The sequence below is a fragment of the Streptomyces sp. CBMA152 genome, assembly GCF_014596475.1.
Classification (GTDB): domain Bacteria; phylum Actinomycetota; class Actinomycetes; order Streptomycetales; family Streptomycetaceae; genus Streptomyces.
The window spans coordinates 32,427-55,078 of sequence record NZ_MECJ01000028.1; the positions used below are offsets into that span (position 1 = coordinate 32,427).

Annotated in this window: 21 protein-coding genes and 2 tRNA genes; 10 read left to right on the top strand and 13 right to left on the bottom strand. The window is 71.0% G+C overall.

What is annotated here, in order from left to right:
• Nucleotides 1-24: 24 nt before the first annotated feature.
• The 4 genes from BG418_RS23655 (at nt 25) to BG418_RS23670 (ending at nt 3,516) form a co-directional block, all read left to right on the top strand.
• Entirely contained in the window at nt 25-717 is a 693-nt protein-coding gene (locus BG418_RS23655; RefSeq protein ID WP_188276547.1) for a M50 family metallopeptidase, read from the top strand.
• 26 nt (nt 718-743) lie between these two features.
• Complete coding sequence (aroA, locus tag BG418_RS23660) at nt 744-2,093, top strand: 3-phosphoshikimate 1-carboxyvinyltransferase (RefSeq protein ID WP_188275987.1); 1,350 nt, start codon at nt 744-746, stop codon at nt 2,091-2,093.
• A 15-nt stretch (nt 2,094-2,108) separates the two neighbouring features.
• Nucleotides 2,109-3,122 carry a ribosome small subunit-dependent GTPase A gene (gene rsgA, locus BG418_RS23665; RefSeq protein WP_188275988.1) on the top strand — a complete coding sequence of 338 codons (1,014 nt, stop codon included), beginning with the start codon at nt 2,109-2,111 and terminating at the stop codon, nt 3,120-3,122.
• 70 nt (nt 3,123-3,192) lie between these two features.
• Nucleotides 3,193-3,516 (top strand): multidrug efflux SMR transporter, encoded by a 324-nt coding sequence (locus BG418_RS23670; RefSeq protein ID WP_188275989.1) that lies wholly within the window; start codon nt 3,193-3,195, stop codon nt 3,514-3,516.
• Between the two features lie 25 nt (nt 3,517-3,541).
• On the opposite strand, the gene BG418_RS23675 is transcribed toward BG418_RS23670, so the two are convergent.
• The gene (locus BG418_RS23675; protein ID WP_188275990.1) at nt 3,542-4,177 is read right to left on the bottom strand and encodes a TetR/AcrR family transcriptional regulator; all 636 of its coding nucleotides are present in this window, start codon (nt 4,175-4,177) and stop codon (nt 3,542-3,544) included.
• A 207-nt stretch (nt 4,178-4,384) separates the two neighbouring features.
• Between BG418_RS23675 and hisN the strand changes: the two genes are divergently transcribed.
• Together hisN and BG418_RS23685 are read left to right on the top strand one after the other, a co-directional pair.
• Nucleotides 4,385-5,185 (top strand): histidinol-phosphatase, encoded by an 801-nt coding sequence (gene hisN / locus BG418_RS23680; RefSeq protein WP_188275991.1) that lies wholly within the window; start codon nt 4,385-4,387, stop codon nt 5,183-5,185.
• 252 nt (nt 5,186-5,437) lie between these two features.
• Nucleotides 5,438-5,839, top strand: coding sequence for a cyclic nucleotide-binding/CBS domain-containing protein (locus tag BG418_RS23685; protein WP_188275992.1), 402 nt, complete (start codon nt 5,438-5,440; stop codon nt 5,837-5,839).
• Between the two features lie 102 nt (nt 5,840-5,941).
• On the opposite strand, the gene BG418_RS23690 is transcribed toward BG418_RS23685, so the two are convergent.
• A complete protein-coding gene (locus BG418_RS23690) occupies nt 5,942-7,411 on the bottom strand; it encodes a catalase (RefSeq protein ID WP_188275993.1) in 1,470 nt (489 codons plus the stop codon).
• Nucleotides 7,412-7,537: 126 nt separating this feature from the next.
• Here BG418_RS23690 and BG418_RS23695 point away from each other — a divergent pair, with 126 nt between their 5' ends.
• Nucleotides 7,538-7,954, top strand: coding sequence for a Fur family transcriptional regulator (locus BG418_RS23695; RefSeq protein WP_188275994.1), 417 nt, complete (start codon nt 7,538-7,540; stop codon nt 7,952-7,954).
• Between the two features lie 120 nt (nt 7,955-8,074).
• Here BG418_RS23695 and BG418_RS23700 read toward each other — a convergent pair.
• The 4 genes from BG418_RS23700 to BG418_RS23715 all read right to left on the bottom strand — a co-directional run bounded on the left by BG418_RS23700 (nt 8,075) and on the right by BG418_RS23715 (nt 13,251).
• Nucleotides 8,075-8,151, bottom strand: a tRNA-Met gene (locus tag BG418_RS23700).
• A 106-nt stretch (nt 8,152-8,257) separates the two neighbouring features.
• Nucleotides 8,258-10,072 carry an SEL1-like repeat protein gene (locus BG418_RS23705; RefSeq protein ID WP_188275995.1) on the bottom strand — a complete coding sequence of 605 codons (1,815 nt, stop codon included), beginning with the start codon at nt 10,070-10,072 and terminating at the stop codon, nt 8,258-8,260.
• A 183-nt stretch (nt 10,073-10,255) separates the two neighbouring features.
• Nucleotides 10,256-10,329, bottom strand: a tRNA-Met gene (locus tag BG418_RS23710).
• A 45-nt stretch (nt 10,330-10,374) separates the two neighbouring features.
• Nucleotides 10,375-13,251: a UPF0182 family protein gene (locus BG418_RS23715; protein ID WP_188276548.1), complete on the bottom strand. Its 2,877-nt coding sequence runs from the start codon at nt 13,249-13,251 to the stop codon at nt 10,375-10,377.
• Nucleotides 13,252-13,386: 135 nt separating this feature from the next.
• Here BG418_RS23715 and BG418_RS23720 point away from each other — a divergent pair, with 135 nt between their 5' ends.
• On the top strand, nt 13,387-13,944 hold the full coding sequence (locus BG418_RS23720; protein ID WP_188275996.1) for a PPA1309 family protein: 558 nt from the start codon (nt 13,387-13,389) through the stop codon (nt 13,942-13,944).
• A 63-nt stretch (nt 13,945-14,007) separates the two neighbouring features.
• Here BG418_RS23720 and BG418_RS23725 read toward each other — a convergent pair whose 3' ends face one another.
• From BG418_RS23725 to BG418_RS23740, 4 genes are all read right to left on the bottom strand, one after another.
• Nucleotides 14,008-15,096, bottom strand: coding sequence for a PDZ domain-containing protein (locus BG418_RS23725; protein WP_188275997.1), 1,089 nt, complete (start codon nt 15,094-15,096; stop codon nt 14,008-14,010).
• Between the two features lie 107 nt (nt 15,097-15,203).
• Complete coding sequence (locus BG418_RS23730; protein WP_188275998.1) at nt 15,204-15,374, bottom strand: hypothetical protein; 171 nt, start codon at nt 15,372-15,374, stop codon at nt 15,204-15,206.
• A gap of 215 nt (nt 15,375-15,589) precedes the next feature.
• A complete protein-coding gene (locus BG418_RS23735; protein ID WP_188275999.1) occupies nt 15,590-16,054 on the bottom strand; it encodes a molybdenum cofactor biosynthesis protein MoaE in 465 nt (154 codons plus the stop codon).
• Nucleotides 16,055-16,155: 101 nt separating this feature from the next.
• Entirely contained in the window at nt 16,156-17,262 is a 1,107-nt protein-coding gene (locus BG418_RS23740; protein WP_188276000.1) for an SDR family oxidoreductase, read from the bottom strand.
• 189 nt (nt 17,263-17,451) lie between these two features.
• Between BG418_RS23740 and BG418_RS23745 the strand changes: the two genes are divergently transcribed.
• Both BG418_RS23745 and BG418_RS23750 read left to right on the top strand, forming a co-directional pair.
• Nucleotides 17,452-18,894, top strand: coding sequence for a zinc-dependent metalloprotease (locus BG418_RS23745; RefSeq protein WP_188276001.1), 1,443 nt, complete (start codon nt 17,452-17,454; stop codon nt 18,892-18,894).
• Nucleotides 18,891-19,412: an NUDIX hydrolase gene (locus tag BG418_RS23750; RefSeq protein WP_188276002.1), complete on the top strand. Its 522-nt coding sequence runs from the start codon at nt 18,891-18,893 to the stop codon at nt 19,410-19,412. Before BG418_RS23745 ends, BG418_RS23750 begins: the two co-directional genes overlap by 4 nt.
• 87 nt (nt 19,413-19,499) lie before the next feature.
• On the opposite strand, the gene BG418_RS23755 is transcribed toward BG418_RS23750, so the two are convergent.
• The 3 genes from BG418_RS23755 to BG418_RS23765 are packed head-to-tail and all read right to left on the bottom strand — an operon-like array spanning nt 19,500 to nt 22,618.
• Nucleotides 19,500-20,255 (bottom strand): AIM24 family protein, encoded by a 756-nt coding sequence (locus BG418_RS23755; RefSeq protein WP_188276003.1) that lies wholly within the window; start codon nt 20,253-20,255, stop codon nt 19,500-19,502.
• Nucleotides 20,256-20,271: 16 nt separating this feature from the next.
• Nucleotides 20,272-20,952: an AIM24 family protein gene (locus tag BG418_RS23760; RefSeq protein ID WP_188276004.1), complete on the bottom strand. Its 681-nt coding sequence runs from the start codon at nt 20,950-20,952 to the stop codon at nt 20,272-20,274.
• 13 nt (nt 20,953-20,965) lie between these two features.
• Nucleotides 20,966-22,618: a TerD family protein gene (locus BG418_RS23765; protein WP_188276005.1), complete on the bottom strand. Its 1,653-nt coding sequence runs from the start codon at nt 22,616-22,618 to the stop codon at nt 20,966-20,968.
• Nucleotides 22,619-22,652: the final 34 nt, after the last annotated feature.

The following is a 22,652-nucleotide window of genomic DNA, read 5'->3' on the forward strand; positions in this document are numbered from 1 at the left end:
GCCGTCCCGGAAATGCCCGGCAAAATGCCCGACCTGCACGTCTTCGGCACCCAGGCCGCACCGGCCCAGTGGCTGGTCGTCGTCACCGGGATAGCGGCGCTCGCCGTCGTCGTCCCGCACGGCGTCTGGCGCCTCTCGCGCAACGCGATCACCATCGCCCACGAGGGCGGGCACGGCCTGGTCGCGCTCCTCACCGGCCGCCGCCTCGACGGCATCCGGCTGCACTCCGACACCAGCGGCCTCACCGTGAGCCGGGGCAGGCCCACCGGCCTCGGCATGATCCTGACAGCCGCCGCCGGATACACCGCTCCCCCGCTCCTCGGCCTCGGCGGCGCCTATCTGCTCGCCGCGCACCACGTCACCCTGCTGCTCTGGCTCGCCACGGCCCTGCTCATCGCGATGCTGGTGATGATCCGCAACGCGTACGGCGTGCTCACCGTGGTCCTCAGCGGCGCGGCCTTCCTGCTGGTGTCCTGGCTGACCTCGCCCGATGTGCAGTCGGTGTTCGCGTACGCCGTGGTGTGGTTCCTGCTGCTCGGGGGCGTACGGCCCGCCTTCGAGCTCCAGGGAAAGCGCAGGCGCCACAACAGCGGCGACTCCGATGCCGACCAGCTGGCCCGGCTCACCCACGTACCACCGGCGCTGTGGCTGTTCATGTTCCACGCCGTCTCGGTCTGCTCGCTCATCGGTGGCGGACGGTGGCTGCTCGGACTCTAGGTTCGTCCCCCACTAAAGTGAGAGCCATGACCGAAACGCCCGTCCACCCCGCCCTCTGGCCCGCTCCTGTCGCAATCGGGGCCGTCGACGCGACGGTCACCGTGCCCGGCTCGAAGTCGGTCACCAACCGCGCGCTCGTGCTGGCCTCGCTGGCCGCCGAGCCCGGCTGGCTGCGCCGGCCCCTGCGCTCCCGCGACACCCTGCTGATGGCCGAGGCACTGCGTGCCCTGGGCGTCGGCATCGAGGAGACGGTGTCCTCCAGCTCCACCCCGGCGGGCGACCCCGACGGCTCGGGCGAGGCGTGGCGGGTCATCCCGGCCGGTCTGCACGGCCCGGCCACGGTCGACGTCGGCAACGCCGGTACGGTCATGCGCTTCATGCCGCCGGTCGCCGCCCTCGCCGACGGCCCGGTCCGCTTCGACGGCGACCCGCGCTCGTACGAGCGACCCCTCAATGGGGTGATCGACGCGCTGCGGGTGCTGGGCGCCCGGATCGACGACGACGGCCGGGGCGCGCTCCCGATGACCGTGCACGGCGGCGGCGCCCTGGACGGCGGCCGGGTCGAGATCGACGCGTCCTCGTCCTCCCAGTTCGTCTCCGCGCTGCTGCTCTCCGCGCCCCGCTTCAACCAGGGCGTCGAGGTACGGCACGTCGGCGGCTCGCTGCCGTCGATGCCGCACATCCGGATGACCGTGGACATGCTGCGCCAGGTCGGCGCGCAGGTGGACGAGCCGGAGACCGGCGGCGAGCCGAACGTGTGGCGGGTCTCCCCGTCCGCGCTGCTCGGCCGCGACCTCACGATCGAGCCGGACCTCTCCAACGCCCAGCCGTTCCTGGCGGCCGCGCTGATCACCGGCGGCAAGGTGACCGTCCCGGACTGGCCCGAGCGCACCACCCAGCCGGGCGACCAGCTGCGCCGGATCTTCACGGAGATGGGCGGTTCCTGCGAACTCACCGACCGGGGCCTGGTCTTCACCGGCTCCGGCTCGATCCACGGCATCGACGTGGACCTGAGCGAGGTCGGCGAGCTCACCCCGGGCATCGCGGCGGTCGCGGCGCTCGCCGACTCCCCCTCGACGCTGCGCGGCGTCGCGCATCTGCGCCTGCACGAGACCGACCGGCTCGCGGCGCTCACCAAGGAGATCAACGAGCTCGGCGGCGATGTCACCGAGACCGAGGACGGGCTGCACATCCGCCCGCGCCGGCTGCACGGCGGCATCTTCCACACCTACGACGACCACCGCATGGCGACGGCCGGTTCGATCATCGGCCTCGCCGTCGAGGGCGTGCAGATCGAGAACGTGGCGACGACCGCCAAGACCCTGCCCGACTTCCCGCGGATGTGGACCGAGATGCTGGCCGGGGCCGGAAACTGAGCGGGGCCTGAGCAGATGCGCCGCTACGGCAAGAACCCCGACGAGGACGACATCCGGGTCCGCCCCAACCGCAAGGGCAACCGTCCCCGCACCAACATCCGGCCCAAGCACGAGGACGCCTCGGAGGGGATGGTCCTCACCGTCGACCGGGGCCGCCTGACCTGCCTCGTCGAGGACCGTACGATCACCGCGATGAAGGCCCGTGAGCTGGGCCGCAAGGCCGCGGTGGTGGGCGACCGGGTCATGATCGTCGGTGATCTCTCGGGCGCCAAGGACACCCTGGCGCGGATCGTCCGCATCCAGGAGCGCAGCTCCGTGCTGCGGCGCACGGCCGACGACGACGACCCGTTCGAGCGCGTGATCGTCGCCAACGCCGACCAGCTGGCGATCGTCACCGCACTCGCCGACCCCGAGCCGCGCCCGCGCCTGATCGACCGCTGTCTGGTCGCGGCGTACGACGCGGGGCTCACCCCGCTGCTCGTGCTCACCAAGTCCGACCTCGCCCCGGCGGACGAACTCCTGGAGATGTACGGGGCGTTGGGCGTTCCGTACGTCGTCACCTCCCGCGAGGAGCTCTACAGCGGGGACGCGGCGGACCGGGTGCGCGAGCACCTCGACGGCAAGGTGACCGCGTTCGTCGGCCACTCCGGCGTCGGCAAGACGACCCTGGTCAACGCGCTGGTCCCGGAGGACCGCCGCCGGGTCACCGGGCATGTGAACGCGGTCACCGGCCGCGGCCGGCACACCACCACCTCAGCGCTCGCCCTGCCGCTGGCCAGCAGCGACGGCGGCTGGGTGATCGACACCCCGGGCGTACGGTCGTTCGGCCTGCACCACGTCGAGCCGTCCCGGGTGATCCTCGCCTTCCCCGACCTGGTGCCCGGCACCGAGAACTGCCCGCGCGCGTGCAGCCACGACGAGGCGGAGTGCGCGCTGGACGCCTGGGTCGCGGAGGGCCACGCCGACCCGGCCCGGCTCTACTCGCTGCGGCGCCTGCTGGCCACCCGGGAGCGCCACGAGGGCGACTGACGGACCCCCCGTGCATAATCGCACGTAGCTCTGACAAGCAGTCACCTATGCGTTGCGGGAGGCACTGGACATGGCGTGGCTGCTCGTGGTGGTCGCCGGGATCCTGGAGACCGGGTTCGCCGTCTGCCTCAAACTGTCGCACGGCTTCACCCGGATCGGGCCGACCATCGCCTTCGCGGCGTTCGCCCTCGGCTCGTTCGGGCTGCTGACCCTGTCCCTGAAGAAGCTGGACGTGGGTCCGGCGTACGCGGTGTGGACGGGCATCGGGGCGGCGGGCACCGCGATCTACGGCATGGTCTTCCTCGACGACGTGGTCTCCACGCTGAAGCTGGTGTCGATCTCACTGGTGATCGTGGGCGTGATCGGGCTGCAGATCTCGGGGTCGGCGCACTGACGCCTGGCGGTCGGGAGGAGCGCGGCTAAGGCGCCGGGCGTATCGGCGTACGGGCCAGCACCGCGCGTACGTGCGCCGCATGGCCACCCCCGGGCGTCCCCGGCCTCGCCGGATCAGGCGCCACCACGTACGAGAGCGCGAGGCGCACCACCGTCTCGCAGCAGCGCGCCACTTCGACCGGGTCCACGGCCGGGAGCTCCTTCTCCAGGGCGGCGAGCGAGCGGTCCCGGACCGTGGCCACCAGTTCGGACGGTCCCGGAACCCCGGCGTCCGCGCGCCGTTGCGCCGGTACGGGCGAGTGCGCGCCGGGCGTGCGGCCCGGGCGGGGGGCGGGCAGGCGCTCGCCCCAGCAGCCGGTGAGCAGCGCCCGGATCAGCGCGCTGGAGCGGGCCGAGCCGACGGTCCACTCGACCAGCGCCACCAGCCGGTCGGCGGGCACCGCGTGGTCGGCGAGCACCCGGTCGACCCCGCGCAGATAGATGTCGGCCTCGCGCCGCACCAGGGCCCTGGCCAGGCCCTCCTTGCTGCCGAACTCGTTGTAGAGCGTCTGCCGGGACACGCCCGCGGCCGAGGCCACGTCCACCATCCGCACCCCCGACCAGGGCAGCGCGGCAAGGGCCGAGACGGCGGCGTCCAGTAAGGCTTCTCGCGCTGTGGGCATCGCGCCTCCCGAGGCCGATGGGGGTCCCCCCTGCTCCTCAAGAGCGTGGGCGGGGCTCCGCCCTCAGAGTTGACGTGCGCCCCGGCACTGTCAATAGCCGGAGCGGGCCGTACCGGTGCGCCCGGCGGCAGGCGGAGGCAGTCCTGCCGGGGTGTCCGCATCCCGGGCCATGTGGTCGCCGCAGGTGCTGGTCGATACGGTGTGGCCATGCCCGACTACCACGATGATCTGCGTCTCGCCCACGTCCTCGCGGACGCCGCCGACGCCGCCACGATGGACCGGTTCAAGGCGCTCGACCTCAAGGTCGAGACCAAGCCGGACATGACGCCGGTGAGCGAGGCCGACAAGGCCGCCGAGGAGCTGATCCGCGGCCATCTCCAGCGGGCACGCCCACGGGACGCGATCCTGGGCGAGGAGTACGGCCTGGAGGGCACCGGCCCGCGCCGCTGGGTGATCGACCCCATCGACGGTACGAAGAACTACGTACGCGGGGTGCCGGTCTGGGCGACGCTCATCGCGCTGATGGAGGCGGGTGAGGGCGGCTACCGGCCGGTGGTCGGCGTGGTGTCGGCGCCCGCCCTGAACCGACGCTGGTGGGCGGCGAAGGGGCTCGGCGCGTACACGGGCCGCAGCCTGTCGCAGGCCAGCCGGCTGCGGGTCTCCAGCGTGTCGAAGCTCGCGGACGCGTCCTTCGCGTACTCCTCGCTGAGCGGCTGGGAGGAGCGCGGCAAGCTCGACGACTTCCTGGATCTGACCCGCGAGTGCTGGCGCACGCGCGCGTACGGCGACTTCTGGCCGTACATGATGATCGCCGAAGGGGCCGTGGACATCTGTGCCGAGCCGGAGCTGTCTATGTGGGACATGGCGGCGAACGTGATCGTCGTGGAGGAAGCGGGCGGCGTCTTCACCGGCCTCGACGGCCGGCCCGGCCCGCACAGCGGCAACGCGGCGGCCTCCAACGGCCTGCTCCACGGCGAGCTGCTGAACTACGTGGGCCTGGGCGACTGAGGCGTTCAGTGGGGCGCTCGTAAGCGCGCGCGACAAGCGGATACAGGCACCTGGGGTGCGAGAGGGGCGTGGGTCGTACTTTTACGCGCCCCTCAACTGACCTCTACCACCCCCTTGTTGACGGGCATGTCCTCCTGCGACTCTAAGAGTCCCCCCACTTGTGAACTTGTGAATCCGTTCTCGCGGCCGGGCACCCGCAGTCGGGTACCCGCGGTCGAGCAACGGCACTTCACCAAGGAGGTGGCTCCATCCATGCTCGTCCGTGACGCCATGAGCACGGTGGTCCTCACCATCGGACCCGCGCACACACTCCGGCAGGCGGCCCGGCTGATGGCCGCGCGCCGGGTCGGGGCGGCCGTCGTCCTCGACCCCGACACCAGCGGGCTCGGCATCCTCACCGAGCGCGACATCCTCAACTCGCTGGGCCAGGGCCAGAACCCGGACCACGAGACCGCCAGCACCCACACCACCACCGACGTCGTCTTCGCGGCGCCGTCCTGGACCCTGGAGGAGGCCGCCGAGGCGATGTCGCACGGCGGCTTCCGGCATCTGATCGTCCTCGACGGGGACGGCCCGGTCGGTGTGGTCTCGGTCCGGGACATCATCCGCTGCTGGGCCCCCACCCGCCGCCACCCGGCCGAACTGGTCGGCTGAGCCTGCGTACGTACGTACGGGACCGGAGCGGTACGCACAGAGGGCCGGCCCCCCGAAGGGAACCGGCCCTCTGACTGCCTACGGCAAGCGATCCAGTGCTGTTCAGCCGCGCAGGGCCTGGACCGCGGCCTCCAGCCGCTTGCCGAAGTCTCCGTCCGCCTGGCGGAAGTTGTTGATCGCGCGCTCGGCGATGTCGTCGCGCGAGACCTTGGCGATGAACCCGGCGAGGTTGTCGATCAGGCGCGCCTTCTCGTCCTCCGAGTACATCCGGTACAGGTTGCCCGCCTGGACGAAGTCGTTGTCCTCGGCGTGCACCGGCGCCGCGTGGTTGCCGGTCGTGGAGCTCACCGGCACCGGCTGCCACAGCGGACGGTCCGTCTGGTGCGGGCCGCCGAAGCTGTTCGGCTCGTAGTTCTTCGCGCCCTTGTGGCGGCCGTCGTAGAGGTAGCCGTCACGGGAGTTGGTGCGCGCCTCGGTGGCGTGCGGGCGGTTCACCGGCAGGTGGTCGGCGTTGATGCCGACGCGGTAGCGGTGCGCGTCGCCGTACGCGAACAGGCGGCCCTGGAGCATCTTGTCCGGGGACGGGCCGATGCCGGGCACGAAGTGCGCGGGGCTGAAGATCGACTGCTCGACCTCGGCGAAGATGTTCTCCGGGTTGCGGTTGAGCTCCAGCTTGCCGATCTCGATCGGCGGGTAGTCCGCGTGCGGCCACACCTTGGTGAGGTCGAACGGGTTGAAGCGGTAGGTCGCGGCGTCGGCGGCGGGCATGATCTGCACCTGCACGGTCCAGCTCGGGAACTCGCCGCGCTCGATGGCCTCGCGCAGATCGCGCTGGTGGCTGTCCGGGTCCTCACCGGCGAGCTTGTTGGCCTCGGCCTGGGTGAGGTTCTTGATGCCCTGGTCGGTCTTGAAGTGGTACTTGACCCAGAAGACCTCGCCGGCCTCGTTGTTCCACTGGTACGTGTGCGAGCCGTACCCGTTCATGTGGCGCAGCGTGGCCGGGATGCCGCGGTCGCCGAAGAGCCAGGTGACCTGGTGGGTGGACTCGGGGCTCAGACCCCAGAAGTCCCACACGTTGTCGGCCTCCTGCGAGCCCGTGTACGGGTCGCGCTTCTGCGTGTGGATGAAGTCGGGGAACTTGATGGCGTCCTTGATGAAGAAGACCGGCGTGTTGTTCCCGACCAGGTCGTAGTTGCCGTCCTCCGTGTAGAACTTCAGCGCAAAGCCGCGGGGGTCGCGCACGGCGTCGGCCGAGCCGAGGTTGCCGGCCACCGTGGAGAAGCGCAGGAACGTCTCGGTCTGCTTGCCGACCTCGGAGAGGAACTTCGCGCGCGTCCACTGCGAGACGTCACGGGTCAGGGTGAACGTGCCGTAGGCGCCCGCGCCGCGCGCGTGGACGATGCGCTCCGGGATGCGCTCACGGTTGAAGTGCGCCAGCTTCTCCAGGAGCAACTGGTCCTGGACGAGCACCGGACCGCCGACGCCCGCGGTCTCGCTGTTCTGGTTGTCCGCGACCGGCGCGCCGGCCTCCGTGGTGAGCGGTCCCTGCGTCACGTGCGCCTCCTGCGTCATTTCCTGCAAGTCCTGTCCCTTGGCGTTTGCCGTTCCCGATCCTACAATGGACGTTGTCTAAGTCAAGTAAGCATCCAAAGTCACACCCGTTCGGGATACGCTCCCCCGGCTGTTAGGCTGGCCCTTATGAGTGACCTGCTGGAACGACTTCGCGGACGCGGCTGGCGCATGACGGCACAGCGGCGTGTCGTGGCCGAGGTCCTCGACGGCGACCACATGCACCTGACGGCGGACGAGGTCCACGCGCGTGCTGTGGCCAAGCTGCCCGAGATCTCGCGCGCGACCGTCTACAACACACTGGGCGAGATGGTGACCCTCGGCGAAGTGATCGAGGTGTCCACGGACCGCCGCGCCAAGCGGTACGACCCGAACGCGCACCAGCCTCATCAGCACCTCGTGTGCGCCCAGTGCGGCGCGATCCGAGATGTGCATCCCACCGGCAACCCCCTGGCCGACCTCCCGGCCGCGGAGCGCTTCGGCTTCACGGTCTCGGACGTGGAGGTCACGTACCGGGGCATCTGCCCGAACTGCGCCGGGGCGTAAACACAAGATCCAAGCGAAAAGCGGGACGGGCCTTGAGGCTCGTCCCGCTTTTCGCTGCGCTGTCGACGGTCGCGCATACGAATCAGGGCCCGGATCCATTGGATCCGGGCCCTGATTCCTTGGTAGCGGGGACAGGATTTGAACCTGCGACCTCTGGGTTATGAGCCCAGCGAGCTACCGAGCTGCTCCACCCCGCGTCGTTGAACCCAACAGTACGTCACGGCGCCGACCAGCGCAAACCCGTTCGGCCCAGCCCCGGTGGCGGCCCGGCCCGGGGGCACGCAGCCGCCCGGGCCCGGCCGCTCAGGCCGTCAGTTCCTGGTGCAGGGCCTCGCGCAGCCGGCCCGCCCGCTCGGCCACCTCCGCCGGTCCCAGCTCGACCGCCCGCGCGCACCACCGCTGGCCCTCCGCGAGCTCCCCGCACCGCGCGGCGAGCAGCGCGAGGCGCAGCGCCGCACGCCCGTGCCCGGCGTTGGCGGCCCGGGCCCACCACAGCGCGGCCTCACGCTCGCGCCCCTCGCGCGCGAGGAGCAGCCCGAGGTTGAAGGCGCCGTTGCGGCTGCCCGCCTCGGCCGCCTCCCGGTACCAGCGCGCGGCGCCCTCCTGGTCACCCCGGGCCGCAGCCAGCATGCCGACCCGGACCTGGGCGCGCCGGTGGCCCTGCCCGGCCGCCCGCTCGTACCACTCCTCGCACTCCGTCTTCTCGGCCACCGGCTCGCCGAGGGCCGGCGCGCCGGGCGGCGGCTGGCGCGCGTCGAGCACGGTGGCGAGGCGGAACGCCGCCTCCGCGCTGCCGCCGCCCGCCGCACACCGCAGATGCCGCTCGGCGGCGGCCTCCTCGCCGTCCCTGAGCAGCGCCATGCCGACCTGGAGCGCGGCCTCGGTGTGCCCTGCCGCCGCCGCCCGCTCGTACCACTTCAGAGCGGTGCGGTCGTCGTCACGGCTGGCGAAGAGGATGCCCAGGTTGAAGGCCGCGTCCACGCTGCCCGCCTCGGCGGCCTTGGAGAACCACGGCTCGGCGCCCGTCGCGTCCCCGGCCTGGAGCAGCAGCACGGCGAGCGCGTTGGCGGCCTCGCGGTGGCCCGCGTACGCCGCGCGCCGGTACCACTGCTCGGCCTGGGCGGTGCGCTCCTGGGCGGTGCAGAGCAGCCCGAGGTTGTACGCCCCGTTGTCGTCCCCGGCGTCCATCGCGGCCCGGTACCACCGCTCGGCGGTCTGCGGCTCGCCCCGGGCGGCGTGCAGCGCGCCCAGGGCGTTGGCGGCGTTGCCGTCGCCGTCCTGGGCGGCCCGCAGCCACCACACGGCCGCGCTCTCCTCGTCCCCCGCGTCCCGCAGCAGGAACCCGAGCGCGCAGGCGGCCTTGGCCTCGCCGTCCTTGGCCGAGGTCAGATACCAGCGCCCGGCCTCCTTCAGCTCGCCGCGCTTCTCCAGGATCGCGCCGAGGTGCAGCGCGGCCCGCCGGTGCCCGCGCGCGGCGGCCTGGCGGTAGTACTGCTCGGCCTCGGCGAGGGCGGAGGCCGCGTCCTGATCGGCCTCGACAGCGATGTCAGGCTCGCCGCTGTCGCGCTCGGCCCGCTGGTCGATGAGCCGGGCGAGCCGGTACGCGGCCTCGCGGTGGCCCTGCTCGGCGGCGGCGCGCAGCCAGCGCTCGGCGCCCACGTCACTGCGGTGTTCCAGCAGGTCGGCCAGCGCGTACGCGCCCAGCGCGTGGCCCTGCTCGGCGGACTGGCGCAGCCAGTACTCGGCGGCCGGCTCGTCGCCCCGCTCCCGGTAGTGCCGGCCAAGCGCGTGCGCGGCCGCGGCGGAGCCCGCGACGGCGGCGATGCGCCACCAGCCCGCCGCCTCGTCCGCGTAGCCCCGCTGGTGCAGCAGTACGCCCAGGTTGTTGGCCGCGGCACGGTCGCCCTCGGCGGTGGCACCGCGCAGATAGGGCTCGGCGCTGTCGAGGTCGCCGCGGCGCAGCAGCAGGGATCCGAGAACGCTCATGGACGCGGCGTCGCCGCCGTCGGCAGCACGCCGGTGCCGCGCCTCGGTCTCGGCGTCGGCGGCGTCATCGGAGCGCATCTGCGCAAACCGCCCTGTCTCCAACAGAGTTGCCCTGTCCCCCATAAATACCATCGTCGCACCACCCGCAACCCGCGTACACCTGGTATACCGCAGCCGGTGAGGTCACTTCAGCGTTTTGTCGACATGCCCACAGAGAGATAAGCCAAACGCAGCACACGCGACCGTCTGACCCTCATCCGGCACACGACATGACGAGGGCCCGGATCCTTAAGGATCCGGGCCCTCGTCTGTGAGTAGCGGGGACAGGATTTGAACCTGCGACCTCTGGGTTATGAGCCCAGCGAGCTACCGAGCTGCTCCACCCCGCGTCGGTGAATACAACGTATCACGACGCGGAACGGAGTCTGACCGCTCTAGCCGGAGCCCTTCGCCTTGGCCTCGGCGTCGGCGGCCCGCTGAAGCGCCGCCTGAAGGTCCTGCTGGGCCTTGCCGTACGCCGTGAAGTCGCCCTTCTGCAGCGCCTTCTGACCGTCGTCGTACGCCTTCTGGGCGTCCTTGATGGCCTGCTCCACCGTGGCGTTCGTCCCGGTGGACGGCGGCTTGGTGGTGTCGGTCGGCGGCTTGGTCGCGGGTGGCGGCTCGGAAGCGTCCACCCCGAACACCGCGTTCAGCGCCTGCGCCAGCGTGTCCTTGAAGACGGTCTTGTCCCCGTAGGAGACGCCGACCTTCTTCAGCAGCGGATAGTTGGCGGAGCCACCGCGCGCGTAGACGGGCTCGATGTACAGGAAGCCCCCGCCCAGCGGCACGGTGAGCAGATTGCCGTAGTCGATCTCGGAGTCACTGCCTCTGAGGTTCCGTACGAACTCGGCGACCTCCGGCAGACCGTTCAGCTTGCTCTGCACCTGCTGTGGGCCTTGGACGTTGTCCGTGACTCTGAGGAGTCTGATGGTGCCGTAGTCCTTGCTGGCGGCGTCGGCGTCGATCGCCATGAACCCGCCCAGGTTGGGCCGGCCGTTCGGCGTGAACGTCGTCGTCAGCGAGAACTTCTTCCCCTGCGGCTCGGCGCCCGGCATCTTCATGGACAGGTAGTACGGCGGGACCGCCACCCCGTCCTTGTTGGTCGGGTCGTCCGGGACCTGCCAGGCGTCACTGCCGCTGTAGAACTGCGCGGGGTCGGTGACGTGGTAGCGGGTCAGCAGCTCGCGCTGGACCTTGAACATGTCCTGCGGGTACCGCAGATGGGCGAGCAGATCCGGGGAGATGTCGCTCTTCGGCTTCACCGTGTGCGGGAACGCCTTCATCCAGGTCTTCAGGACCGGGTCCTGGGTGTCCCACTGGTACAGCGTGACCGTGCCGTCGTACGCGTCGACGGTGGCCTTCACCGAGTTGCGGATGTAGTTGACCTGGTTCTGCTGGGCGACCACCGCGCGCTGACGGGTCGTCAGCGAGTCGGCCGTCGTCTCACCGAGCGTCGTGCGCGAGGCGTACGGATAGCCGTTGGTCGTCGTGTACGCGTCGACGACCCACTGGATGCGCCCCTTGATGACCGCCGGGTAGGAGTCCGCGTCGATGGTCAGCCAGGGGGCGACCGCCTCCACGCGCTGCTTCGGCGTGCGGTTGTAGAGGATCTTCGAGCCGTCGCCGATGGCCCCCGAGTAGAGGATCTGCGGCTCGCTGAAGGCCACCGCGTACGCGGCGCGGTTGAAGGCGTTGGACAGGCTGACCCCGCCCTTGCCCTTGAAGCTCGTCGTCGCCTGGCCCTTGCCCTCGGCCTCGTAGTCGAGCTCCTTCTGCGGACCGCCGACGATCGAGTACTGCTCGGTCTTCTCGCCGTAGTAGATCCGCTGCTCGTACTTCGGCATCTGGCCGGTGGTCGGCAGACCGGACTCGGTGAAGTCCGGCGAGCCCGTCGAGTCCACCGTGGTGCCCTTGGCCGCGATGGCGCCGTAGCCGTGGGTGTACGTGAAGTGGTCGTTGATCCAGTTGCGCTTGTCGATGCCGTTGAGGTTCAGCTCACGCAGACCGACGACGGTGTCCTGCTCCTTGCCGTCCTTGTCCGTGTAGCGGTCCACGTCCAGCGGCACGGTGAACTGGTAGTACTTGCGCCGCTGCTCCAGCTGCTGGAACGCGGGCGTGACCACGTTGGGGTCGATCAGCCGGTAGCTGGCGGCCGTGTCGGCGTCGGCGCGCAGCTTCGCGTTGTCCTCCGCCGCCGTGGCCCCCTTGTAGTCCCTCACCTCGGTGGCGTCGATGCCGTACGCCTTGCGCGTGGCGTCGATGTTCTTCTGGATGTACGGCGCTTCCTTGGCCTGCTCGTTCGGCTGGACCTGGAACTTCTGCACGATCGCCGGGTAGAGCCCGCCGATCAGGATCGCCGAGAGGACCATCAGGCCGAAGCCGATCACCGGCAGCTGCCAGGTGCGGCGCCACAGCGTCGCGAAGAACAGCAGCGCGCAGATGACCGCGATGCAGAAGAGGATCGTCTTCGCCGGCAGATAGGCGTTGGCGTCCACGTACCGCAGGCCCGTCCAGTTGCTGCTGGCCTTGAAGTCGCTGGACTTCACCGCGAGCCCGTACCGGTCCAGCCAGTACGCCACGGCCTTCAGGACGACGAACACGCCGAGCAGCACCGACAGATGGCCCGTGGCGGCGCCCGTGGCGCGCGCGCCCGGGCTGGTGATCCGCAGCCCGCCGTACAGGTAGTGCGTGAGGGCTGCGGCGATCAGGGACAGCACGGTGGCCGCGAAGCCGAAGCCCACCAGGAAGCGGTACCAGGGCAGGTCGAAGGCGTAGAAGGAGACGTCCAGATGGAACTGGGGGTCCTTCTGCCCGAACGGCACCCCGTTGACCCACATCAGCCAGGTGCGCCACTGCCCGGAGGCGGAGGCGCCGGCGATCAGCCCGACGAGCGCGGTGATGCCGAGCAGCAGCCACTTCTTGAACGGGGCGATGCCCATCCGGTAGCGGTCCAGGCTCTGCTGTTCCAGCGACATCGCGCTGAGCGGCGGCCGCAGCCGGTGCGCCAGCCAGATGTTCAGGCCGACGGCCAGGGCCATCAGGACGCCGAAGAACGAGAACAGACCGATCTTGGTCCACAGGGTGGTGGTGAAGACGGACGAATAGTGCACCGAGCGGTACCACAGCCAGTCCGTCCAGAACCCGGCGAACATGACGAACGCCATGGCCAGCACGGCCAGGACGCCCAGTGTCATGAGCAGCGTCCGGACCCGGCGGGACGGTCGGCCGACTCTGATCCGGGACCCGGAAGGGCCTCCGCCGCGGTCCGGCATCTGGAAAGCCAAGGTGCGCACCTCGAAATTCGGTGGTGGTTGAGCAGGCCCCGCGATCGTAGAGCCCACCTATGCAACTTACTGAGGCTTTACTCAGTTCCCGATCCGGGGGTGGGAGAGGGCAGGATATTGCTCATGTCCAACGTTTCCCCCTCCGGCCCCCCGATGGCCGCGAGCCCGCTCACCCGCGCAGTACTCGAGATCGACGAGTACGCGGCCGGCCTCGGCTGGGATCAGCCGGCCCGCCTGTTCGCCCTCGTCGACACCGCCAAGCTCCGCACCCAGGAGCCCTCCCTCGCCTCCCAGCTGGGCCTCGACCAGGCCGAGGCGGCCGCTCCCCTGACCCCCATCGAGCAGGACGAGATCCCGGCCGGCCAGGCCCTCGACCAGTTCCTGGGCACCATCGCCTGGCCCGACGCGGTGGTGGGCTGCGCCCTCACCGTCGAGCGCCTGATGCTCCCGCCGTCCGCCGAGACGTCCGTGCCGGAGGGCATGAGCGACAAGCAGCTGGCGAAGTGGGTGGCCAAGCACCCCGACCGCCAGGAGGTCCGGATGACGGTCGCGGTGCTGCGCGACGGCGCCCGCGAGTCGGCGGTGCGGCTGCGCGAGAAGGACTCGGCGACCGAGGTGCTCACCGGCGCGGGCCTGGTCCCGGGGCTCGCCGAGGCGCTGGCCGCGACGTTCGCGGAGTAGCGGCACTTTCTGGCAGCGGTTGCTTCGTCACCGCTGCCACGCGCGCGTGGAGGGCGCGGCCGGTCACTTCGCCGAGCAGCTCGGCAGACCGGCCGTGTCCCCCGTGCGGATCTTCTCCAGCGCCTTGGTGGCGTCGCCGATGGTCGCGACCTTGACCAGGGTCAGCCCGCTGGGCGTGTCCGAGGCGGCCGCCGCGCAGTTCTCGCCGGGGGTGAGGAAGTAGCGGGCGCCCGCGTTGCGCGCGCCGATCAGCTTCAGCTCGATGCCGCCGATCGGGCCGACCTTGCCGCTGTCGTCGATCGTGCCGGTGCCCGCGACGAACTTGCCGCCGGTCAGATCGCCGGGGGTGAGCTTGTCGACGATGCCGAGGGCGAACATCAGACCCGCGCTCGGGCCGCCGACGTCGGAGAGCTTGATGTCGATGGAGAACGGGAAGGTGTGATCGGTCCCGGCCTGGATGCCGACGATCGCGCGGTCGCCGTCCTTGGCCTTCGCGGTGGTGATGGTGACCTTCTCGGAGCCCTCGGGCTCCTTGCCCGCCTTCTCGGCGGCGGCCGCGTCCTTGGCGGGGATGACCGTGAACACCGCGTTCTGGCCGGGGCTGTGCTTGGTGACCAGCTTCGCCACGTCCGCCGGGTCCTTGACGGCCGCACCGTCGACGGACTTGATCACATCGCCCGCGTGCAGCTTGCCCTCGGCCGGGCTGCCCTTGACCACCGACGCCACGATGACGCGGCTCTTCACCGGGATCTTCAGCTCGTTGAGGGCGGCGACCTTCGCGCTCTCCTGGGACTGGCTGAACTCCTCGGCGTTCTCCTGCGAGGACTGCTGCTCGGTCTTGCCGTCCGGGTAGAGCGTGTCGTGCGGCACGATCTTGTTGTCGTGCGACAGCCAGCCGTAGACGGCCTCGACCAGGTTCATCTTGTAGTTCGCACCGGTGACCCGGACCGTCGTCATGTTGAGATGACCGGTCGTGGGGTAGGTCTGGTGACCGGTGATCTGCAGCACGGGCTCGCCGCGCGCCTCGCCGAGGGTGTTCACCGTGGGGCCGGGCGACATCTCCGAGTACGGCACTTTGATGAGGACGCCTGCGCAGAGCAGCGCGATCAGGATCAAGGTGGAGGCGAGCATCGTCGCGGTGCGGCGTGGCATGGAACGACAGTACGGGACGTGCCTGTCAGTGCACCGCCGGGGCCGGTCCGTCCGGGGAGCGTGGACATCCGCGTACGGGCGGGGCGCTCAGAAGGCGCCGGAGGGGGTCAGACGGCCTCGGTTCCGGAGCCGGATTTGTCCATCGCTTCGCGGAACCTGCTGTACCCGGCGAGTTCCGCGACGTCGCCGGCCGTGCGATTGCGAGCTGCCCAGCTCGCCCATATCGCCGCGCCGACAGCAGCGAAAAGCGGAATCAGCAGCCACGTGAGTGCAGCCATTCCGTCCTCCCGTCCCCGATGAGCGACCGCACCCCACAGGCCGACCGCAGCTGACAGATCAGCAGATTAATCCTCTGCAAGGTCAACGCTCGGGGCCGGGGTGCGGTTACGCAAATCGGGGCGGATCCCCCCGACAGGGTTTCAGACAGCCACCGCGACCTGCCCGTTCACCGGTTGGTGGCGCCGGGCCACCCGTTCGTGGCGACCGGCGGGCGTCAGCCCGCGCCCACCCACTCCTCGGTTCCGTCCGAGAACTGCTGGTGCTTCCAGATCGGGACCTCGTGTTTCAGGTCGTCGATCAGCATGCGGCACGCCTCGAAGGCCTCCGCGCGGTGCGGGCAGGAGACCGCGACGACGACCGCCAGATCGCCCACCGCCAGATCGCCCACACGGTGGACGGCCGCAAGGGCGCGCACCGGGAACCGCGCCACGACCTTCTCGGCCACTCGGCGCATCTCCGCCTCGGCCGTGGGGTGGCAGGAGTACCCGAGCGCGTCCACGTCGGCGCCGCCGTCGTGATCGCGCACGGTGCCGACGAACAGCGCGGTGCCGCCCGCGGCGCTGTCACCGGCCGCGGTGAACACCTCGTCCAGGGAGAGCGGGGTGTCACGGATCGCCAGCAGCCGGATCGGGTCCTGCGCCGCCTGCTCGCCGGGGTGCTCGGGGTACGTGCGTGCCATGAGTCCATCGTGCCGTACGGCACTGACATCGCGTAATAGATCTTTCACCCGGTCGCCCCGACCCTCCGTAGGAGGGTTCTACAGACCCTCCTACGGAGCGCTCACAGACCGCGCCGTTTGCGGGCCCTGCGGACCACGGCGGCCGCGCCCAGCAGGGCGACCGTCGCACCGGCGGCGCCGGCGGCGGTGGCGTCCTTGCGGCCGAGGCGGCGGCCCGCCACGGTGTGCCGGCCGGCGACCTCTTCGAGGAGTTCCGCGAGGACCTCCTCGTTGGTCCACTGCGGCCGCCAGCCCGCGTCGTGCAGCCTTCCGACGCTGACCACCCAGGGGTGCATCGTGTACGCGAGGTCGCCCGCCGGGGACGGGGTGAGCCCGATCCGGTGCAGCCGGGCGGCGGCCCCGAGCGCGACCGCGGAGGGCAGCTCCATGCGCCGGATGCCGCTCAGCTCCTCGACCTCCTCCTGCTCCAGCCAGCCGTCGCAGCCGACCGCGAACTCCCCGTCGACCTTCTCCAGGGCCGCGTACTCCAGCGCGCTGCACAGGTCCTCGACGTGGCAGAACTGCCAGGTCGGCCGGGATCCGGCGACCACCAGGAGGCGCGGCGACTCGAAGTAGCGGGTGAGCGCCGTGTCCGTGCCGCCGACCAGGACGGCGGGCCGCACCACGGTGACGTTCAGGCCGGGGTGGGCGCGCGGCGCACGCCGCCCCAGGCGCTCGATCTCCAGCAGGTCGCCGACCCCGGTCGCCTCGGCGGTGGCCCGCAGCTCGGCGTCCTCGGAGAGCGGGATGTCGTTGTCGGGCAGCGCCCCGTAGACCATCGCGGAGGTGCACAGCACCACCCGGTGGACCCCGGCGGCCGCCGCGGCGGTCAGCACGGTCTGCGTGCCGCGTACGTTGTACGCGGTCCGGGCGGCCGCGTCGGTCTCCAGGTCGAGGTCGAGCGCCAGGTGCACCACGACATCGGCGCCGCGCAGCTTCTCGGCGATCGCCGGGTCGCGCACGTCCAGGATGTGCCAGGTGGCCTCGGAGACCTCGCCCCGGCGCTCGTCGATGGCGATGACCTGCTTGACCTCCTCGGACGCGGCGAGCCGCGCGGTGAGCAGGGCGCCGATCCCGGCCGCGGCACCGGTGACCGCGACGACGGGACCCCGCGCTGCGGAGGGGGAATGGTTTCGCGCTGCGCGAACCTGCGGATCTGGGGAACTCACCGGGCGTCTCCAGCGGTTGTCTTCAGTACGTACACGAATGACGCGTACGGACCAGGTGACGTCCATCCTGCCGCAGGCCAAGAGTCGGCGGAGCACCGAGCCCTTATCCGGCGCGGATGTCTACGCTGGTGGTGTTGGTGCGCAGTCGCCGTCGACAGCAGTCGACGGCCCTAGGAGCCGAGGAAACCAGTGAGCGACAACCCATTCGGATTCGGCCTTCCGCCGGAGGAGCCGGAGAACGGCGACGAGGGCAAGGAGAAGGGCAAGGGCAACCAGGGCGGCCCGGCGAATCCGTTCGGGTTCGGCGCCGGGGCCGGCGGCGCGGACAATCCGTTCGCGGCGATGTTCGGTTCGCTGAACCCGAACGACCTGGGAGCGGCGTTCCAGCAGCTCGGCCAGATGCTCAGCTACGAGGGCGGTCCCGTGAACTGGGACATGGCCAAGCAGATCGCGCGTCAGACGGTGGCCCAGGGCACCGCGGACGGCACCAAGGACGAGAGCGTCGGCCCGGCCGAGCGCGCCGCCGTCGAGGAGGCCGTGCGCCTGGCCGACCTGTGGCTGGACGGGGTGACGTCGCTGCCCTCGGGCGCGTCGACCGCCGTCGCGTGGAGCCGCGCGGAGTGGGTCGAGGCGACCCAGCCGGCCTGGAAGGAGCTCGTCGACCCGGTCGCCGAGCGCGTCGGCGCGGCCATGGGCGGTGTGCTGCCCGAGGAGATGCAGGCCATGGCGGGCCCGCTGATCGGCATGATGCGCTCCATGGGCGGCGCCATGTTCGGCCAGCAGATCGGCCAGGCCGTGGGCGTCCTCGCGGGCGAGGTCGTCGGCTCGACCGACATCGGTCTGCCGCTCGGCCCGGCCGGCAAGGCCGCGCTGCTGCCGCTGAACATCGAGGTCTTCGGCAAGGACCTGGGCGTCCCCAAGGACGAGGTCAGGCTCTATCTGGCCCTGCGCGAGGCCGCCCACCAGCGGCTCTTCGCCCATGTGCCGTGGCTGCGCTCGCATCTGTTCGGCGCGGTCGAGGGCTATGCGCGCGGGATCAAGGTCGACACCGCGAAGCTGGAGGACGCGGTGGGCCAGCTCGACGTGTCCAACCCCGAGCAGCTCCAGGAAGCCCTCCAGCAGGGCATGTTCCAGCCGGAGGACACCCCGGAGCAGAAGGCCGCCCTGGCCCGTCTGGAGACGGCCCTGGCGCTGGTGGAGGGCTGGGTGGACGCGGTGGTCCACGAGGCCGCCAAGCCCCGCCTCACGTCGGCCGACGCGCTGCGCGAGACGCTGCGCCGCCGCCGCGCGACCGGTGGTCCGGCCGAGCAGACCTTCGCCACGCTGATCGGCCTCCAGCTGCGCCCGCGCCGGCTGCGGGACGCCTCGCGCCTGTGGGCCTCGCTCACGGACGCGCGCGGGGTCGACGGCCGCGACGACCTCTGGGAGCACCCGGACATGCTGCCGACCGCCTCGGACCTGGACGACCCGGACGGCTTCGTCCACCGCGAGCAGCTCGACTTCTCGGAGATCGACAAGATGCTCGGCGAGGCGGCCCAGCAGAACGGTCCGTCGCTGACCAAGGACGAGCCCAGGGCGGACGAGCCCAAGAAGGACGACGGGACCGACGGCAAGGGCGAATCCGAGAAGTGAGCCTGCACGAAGACGCGGTCCTCGTACTGAAGTCGTACGAGGACCAGCCGGAGATGCGTCGGCTGTACCTGGACCATCTCGCGGCGCACGACGACGGCATGTGGAAGGCGTGCGGGGCCGGGCATCTGACGGCGAGCGCGCTGGTCGTCGACCCCGAGCGCGGCCGGGTGCTGCTGACGCTGCACAAGAAGCTCAACATGTGGCTCCAGATGGGCGGCCACTGCGAGCCCGGTGATGTCTCGGTGGCCGCCGCCGCGCTGCGCGAGGCCACCGAGGAGTCCGGGATCGCCCATCTCACGCTGCTGCCGGGCGGCCCGGTCCGCCTCGACCGCCACCCGATCCCGGCGCCCTGCCACTGGCACCTGGACGTGCAGTACGCGGCGCTGGCCCCGGCGGACGCCGTCGAGGCGATCAGCGACGAGTCCCTGGACCTGCGCTGGTACGCGTACGACGAGGTCGCCGCGGTGGCCGACGAGTCGGTCGTACGGCTGATGGAGGCGACCCGGGCACGGCTGTGAGGCCAGGCGCGCTCAGGTCGCGTTGAGGACACGGGTAAGGGGCGGTCGCCATGGACGACCGCCCCTTACCCGTCACTGCTGACCGGATCAGCTCCAGGCGTTGCCCTGGTTCTGGGCGTGGACGCCCTGCTGTCCCATGCCGTACTGGGCCCGCAGGCCCTGGCCGATCACCGCGTTCTGCGGCGGCAGCACCTCGCTGGGCTGGACCAGCGCGAAGCCCTGGCCGAGGAAGCTGAGCTCCCAGCCCTCGCCCGTGTTGCCGCGCCGCCGCCACACGCCCGTGGAGTGCGTCTGCGCCTGCATCTGCACCCGCAGCGAGGTGGACCAGGCCACGATCGCGTCGGCGTCGGCGTTGACGTACTTGTCCGGCGTGACCTGGAGCATCAGCGGCTGACCCGACGTCATCAGGACGACCTTGCCGGTGCCGGTGATGTTGAGCTGGAACTTGCCGGTGCCGGAGATGCCGTACTGGCTGTCGACGGCGATGACCTCGTAGTGCAGCGAGGAGTCCATCGCGAGGACGTAACCGCCGTCCACGGTCAGCCCGTCGTGGTCCACGTCCACTACGTGGACGTGCTGGGCGAGGTTGGCGAGGTAGACGGTGCCCTGACCGGAGACACGCATCAGGTCCAGGCCCTCGCCGGTGTTGGCATGCGCGCGCTGGTGGCCACTGGACACGTACTCGCCGTCGAACTCCATCAGCCCCTGGTAGGCGACCATCGAGCCCTTGCGGGCGAGGATGTCGTCGTGGCCGGTGAGCACCACACGCAGCAGCTGCGCGTTCTGCGCACTGTAGCGCTCCTGGGACTGCTGCTCGGTGTAGCTGAAAAGCGGGCTCTGCATGGTGTGTTCGCTCCCCTCAGCCCCGGGCCCGCAGGCGGTCGGTGCTGTCCTCACTCGGCTGTACGACGACGATGCCCTGGCCCGAGAACGCCATCTGGTACGCCTCTCCGCTGCCCCGGCCGATCAGCGAGGACGCCTTGAAGCTGCGCTTGCCCTTGACCTTGAGGTTCGGGGACCAGGCGACGAGGGCGTCCGGGTCGACGTACGTCTCGTCCTCGCCGCTGCCGCAGTCGACGACGACGGGCGTGCCGCGCGAGGTGAGCGCGACCCAGCCGGTGCCGGAGATCTTCACGTTGAACAGGCCCTGGCCGGCGAACTTGGCGAGGCCCTTGACCCGCTCGACGCCCCACTGCAGGCTCGCGTCGAAGGCCAGCACATTGGTGCCGTTGACGGAGAGCGCGTCGTTGTTCAGGTGGATGACGACGACGTTGGCCCCGTAGTCGGCGAGGTAGAGCAGCCCGTCGCCGGTGCACTTCATCAGCGGGGCGCCCTCGCCGGTGATCCAGTCGCGGGCGATCTGGCGTACGGCGGGCGGGTTCGGCTCGTACTGGACGAAGCCTTCGTAGGCGACCATCGAGCCCACGCGCGCGAAGAGGTCCTGCCCGGTGGCCATGGCCACCTTGAGCATGGCGCTGCCGTGGTTCTCCATCCGGGCGGCGACGGGTGTGGGGGCATAGCCCGCGAGTTGCTGGTTCATTGGCCGGGCTCCCTCAGACCTCGTACGGCTGGACGACGATGAAGTTCCCGGGTGCGCCCCGGAACTGCAGGTTGACGGACTCGCCGCTGTGGCCCGGATAGGCGTTGCGGCGCAGCCTGACCTGGCTGGAGACGATCACCTGCGAGGCGGACGACCAGGCCACGATCGCGTCGCTGTCGGCGAACGTGGTCGGGGTGACCGGCAGGACGACCGGAGTGCCGTGGGTCATGACCACGATCGTTCCGGTGCCCTGGAACTGCATCGTGAACAGCGCGCCGCCGGGCAGCCCGTGGCCCTCGATGCGGCGCACTTCGTACTGAAGGGACTCGTCGAACGCGAGGACGTGGTCGGCGGAGACACAGATGCCGTCGCCCTGGAGCTCGATGGGGTGCAGATAGGCGCTGTTCTCGGCGAGGAAGACCTGGCCGCGGCCGCTGCAGCGCATCAGCTGCATCTCCTGGCCGGTGGCGTGGCCGACGAGCCGTCCGGCGAAACCGGCGCCCTTGTAGCCGAAGTCGACCTTGCCCTGGTACATCACCATGCTGCCCTGGCGGGCCAGCACCGGAGTGCCGCCCATGCCCAGGTCGACGCGGACGAGCTGCTTGTTCTGCGAGGCCCAGCGCTGCCCGGTGGGCACTTCCTTGTACAGCTGCATGGCCCCCGCGAGCCCACCGCCGGCCTGCGGCATCCCCTGCGGGAAGCCGGGCTGCTGCCCGTAGGGAGCGGGCTGGCCGTACGGGGCGGGCGCGCCGGGCGGCGGGACCTGGCCGGGGTACTGGCCCGGGACCTGCCCGTACGAGGGCTGGTGGGGCTGTCCGTACGGGGCGGGCGGGGCCGGGGGCGGGACGGTGCCCGGCGGAAACGTCATCGGCGCGGCGATGGTCGGCGCCGCGTGGATCTGCGGGCTGGGCGCGGGAGCGGGGGGCGGCGTGGCCCCCCGCGGGGGCGTGTAGCGCTGCGCGGGAGCCGGGGCCGGCGCGCCGAACTGCGGGGACGGCTGCGGGGCTTGGGGCTGCGGCGGGGCCGCCGGGGCGCCGAACTGCGGTGCGGGGGCGGGCTGCGCGGGAGCGGCCGCCTGCGCGGGCGGGGCGAAGCCCGGAGTCGCGCCCTGCGGCTGCTGCGCCGCCTCGGGCTCCTCCTCGGCGACCTCGCCGCCGAAGTTCTTCAGCAGCGCCTCAAGACCGCCGTCGAAGCCCTGGCCCACGGCCGCGAACCGCCAGACGTCCTTCAGGTAGAAGTCGCCCAGCATGACGGCGCGTTCGGTGGAGAACTCGGCGCCCGTGAACGCGTATCTCGCGACCTCCTCGCCACCGGCGACGACCCGGATGTACCCCGGTCCGACCTGCGACATCTGGCCTGCGCCGTCGATCGTCGCGGTGAAGGAGAGCTTCTGGATGTGGGCCGGGACGCGGTCCAGGGTGACGCGGAACGACTCGGTGTCACCGGCCTGCGCGCCGAGCAGCTGAATGGACTCCTCGGGCGACTTGGGCTGGTTGAAGAAGACGAAGTACCGGTCGTCGGAGAGCTGCTCGTTCGCGTCGAGGCCGAAGCAGCTGATGTCGAAGGACAGTCCGGGGGCGGCGATCTGCACGCCCACATACAGATCCGTCCCTGCCGTCAGATCACTGATCCTGGCCTTGTGGCCGCGTTGGAATTCCCTGGCCATGCGTAACGACCGTCCCCCATCCCGAGTGTGATTG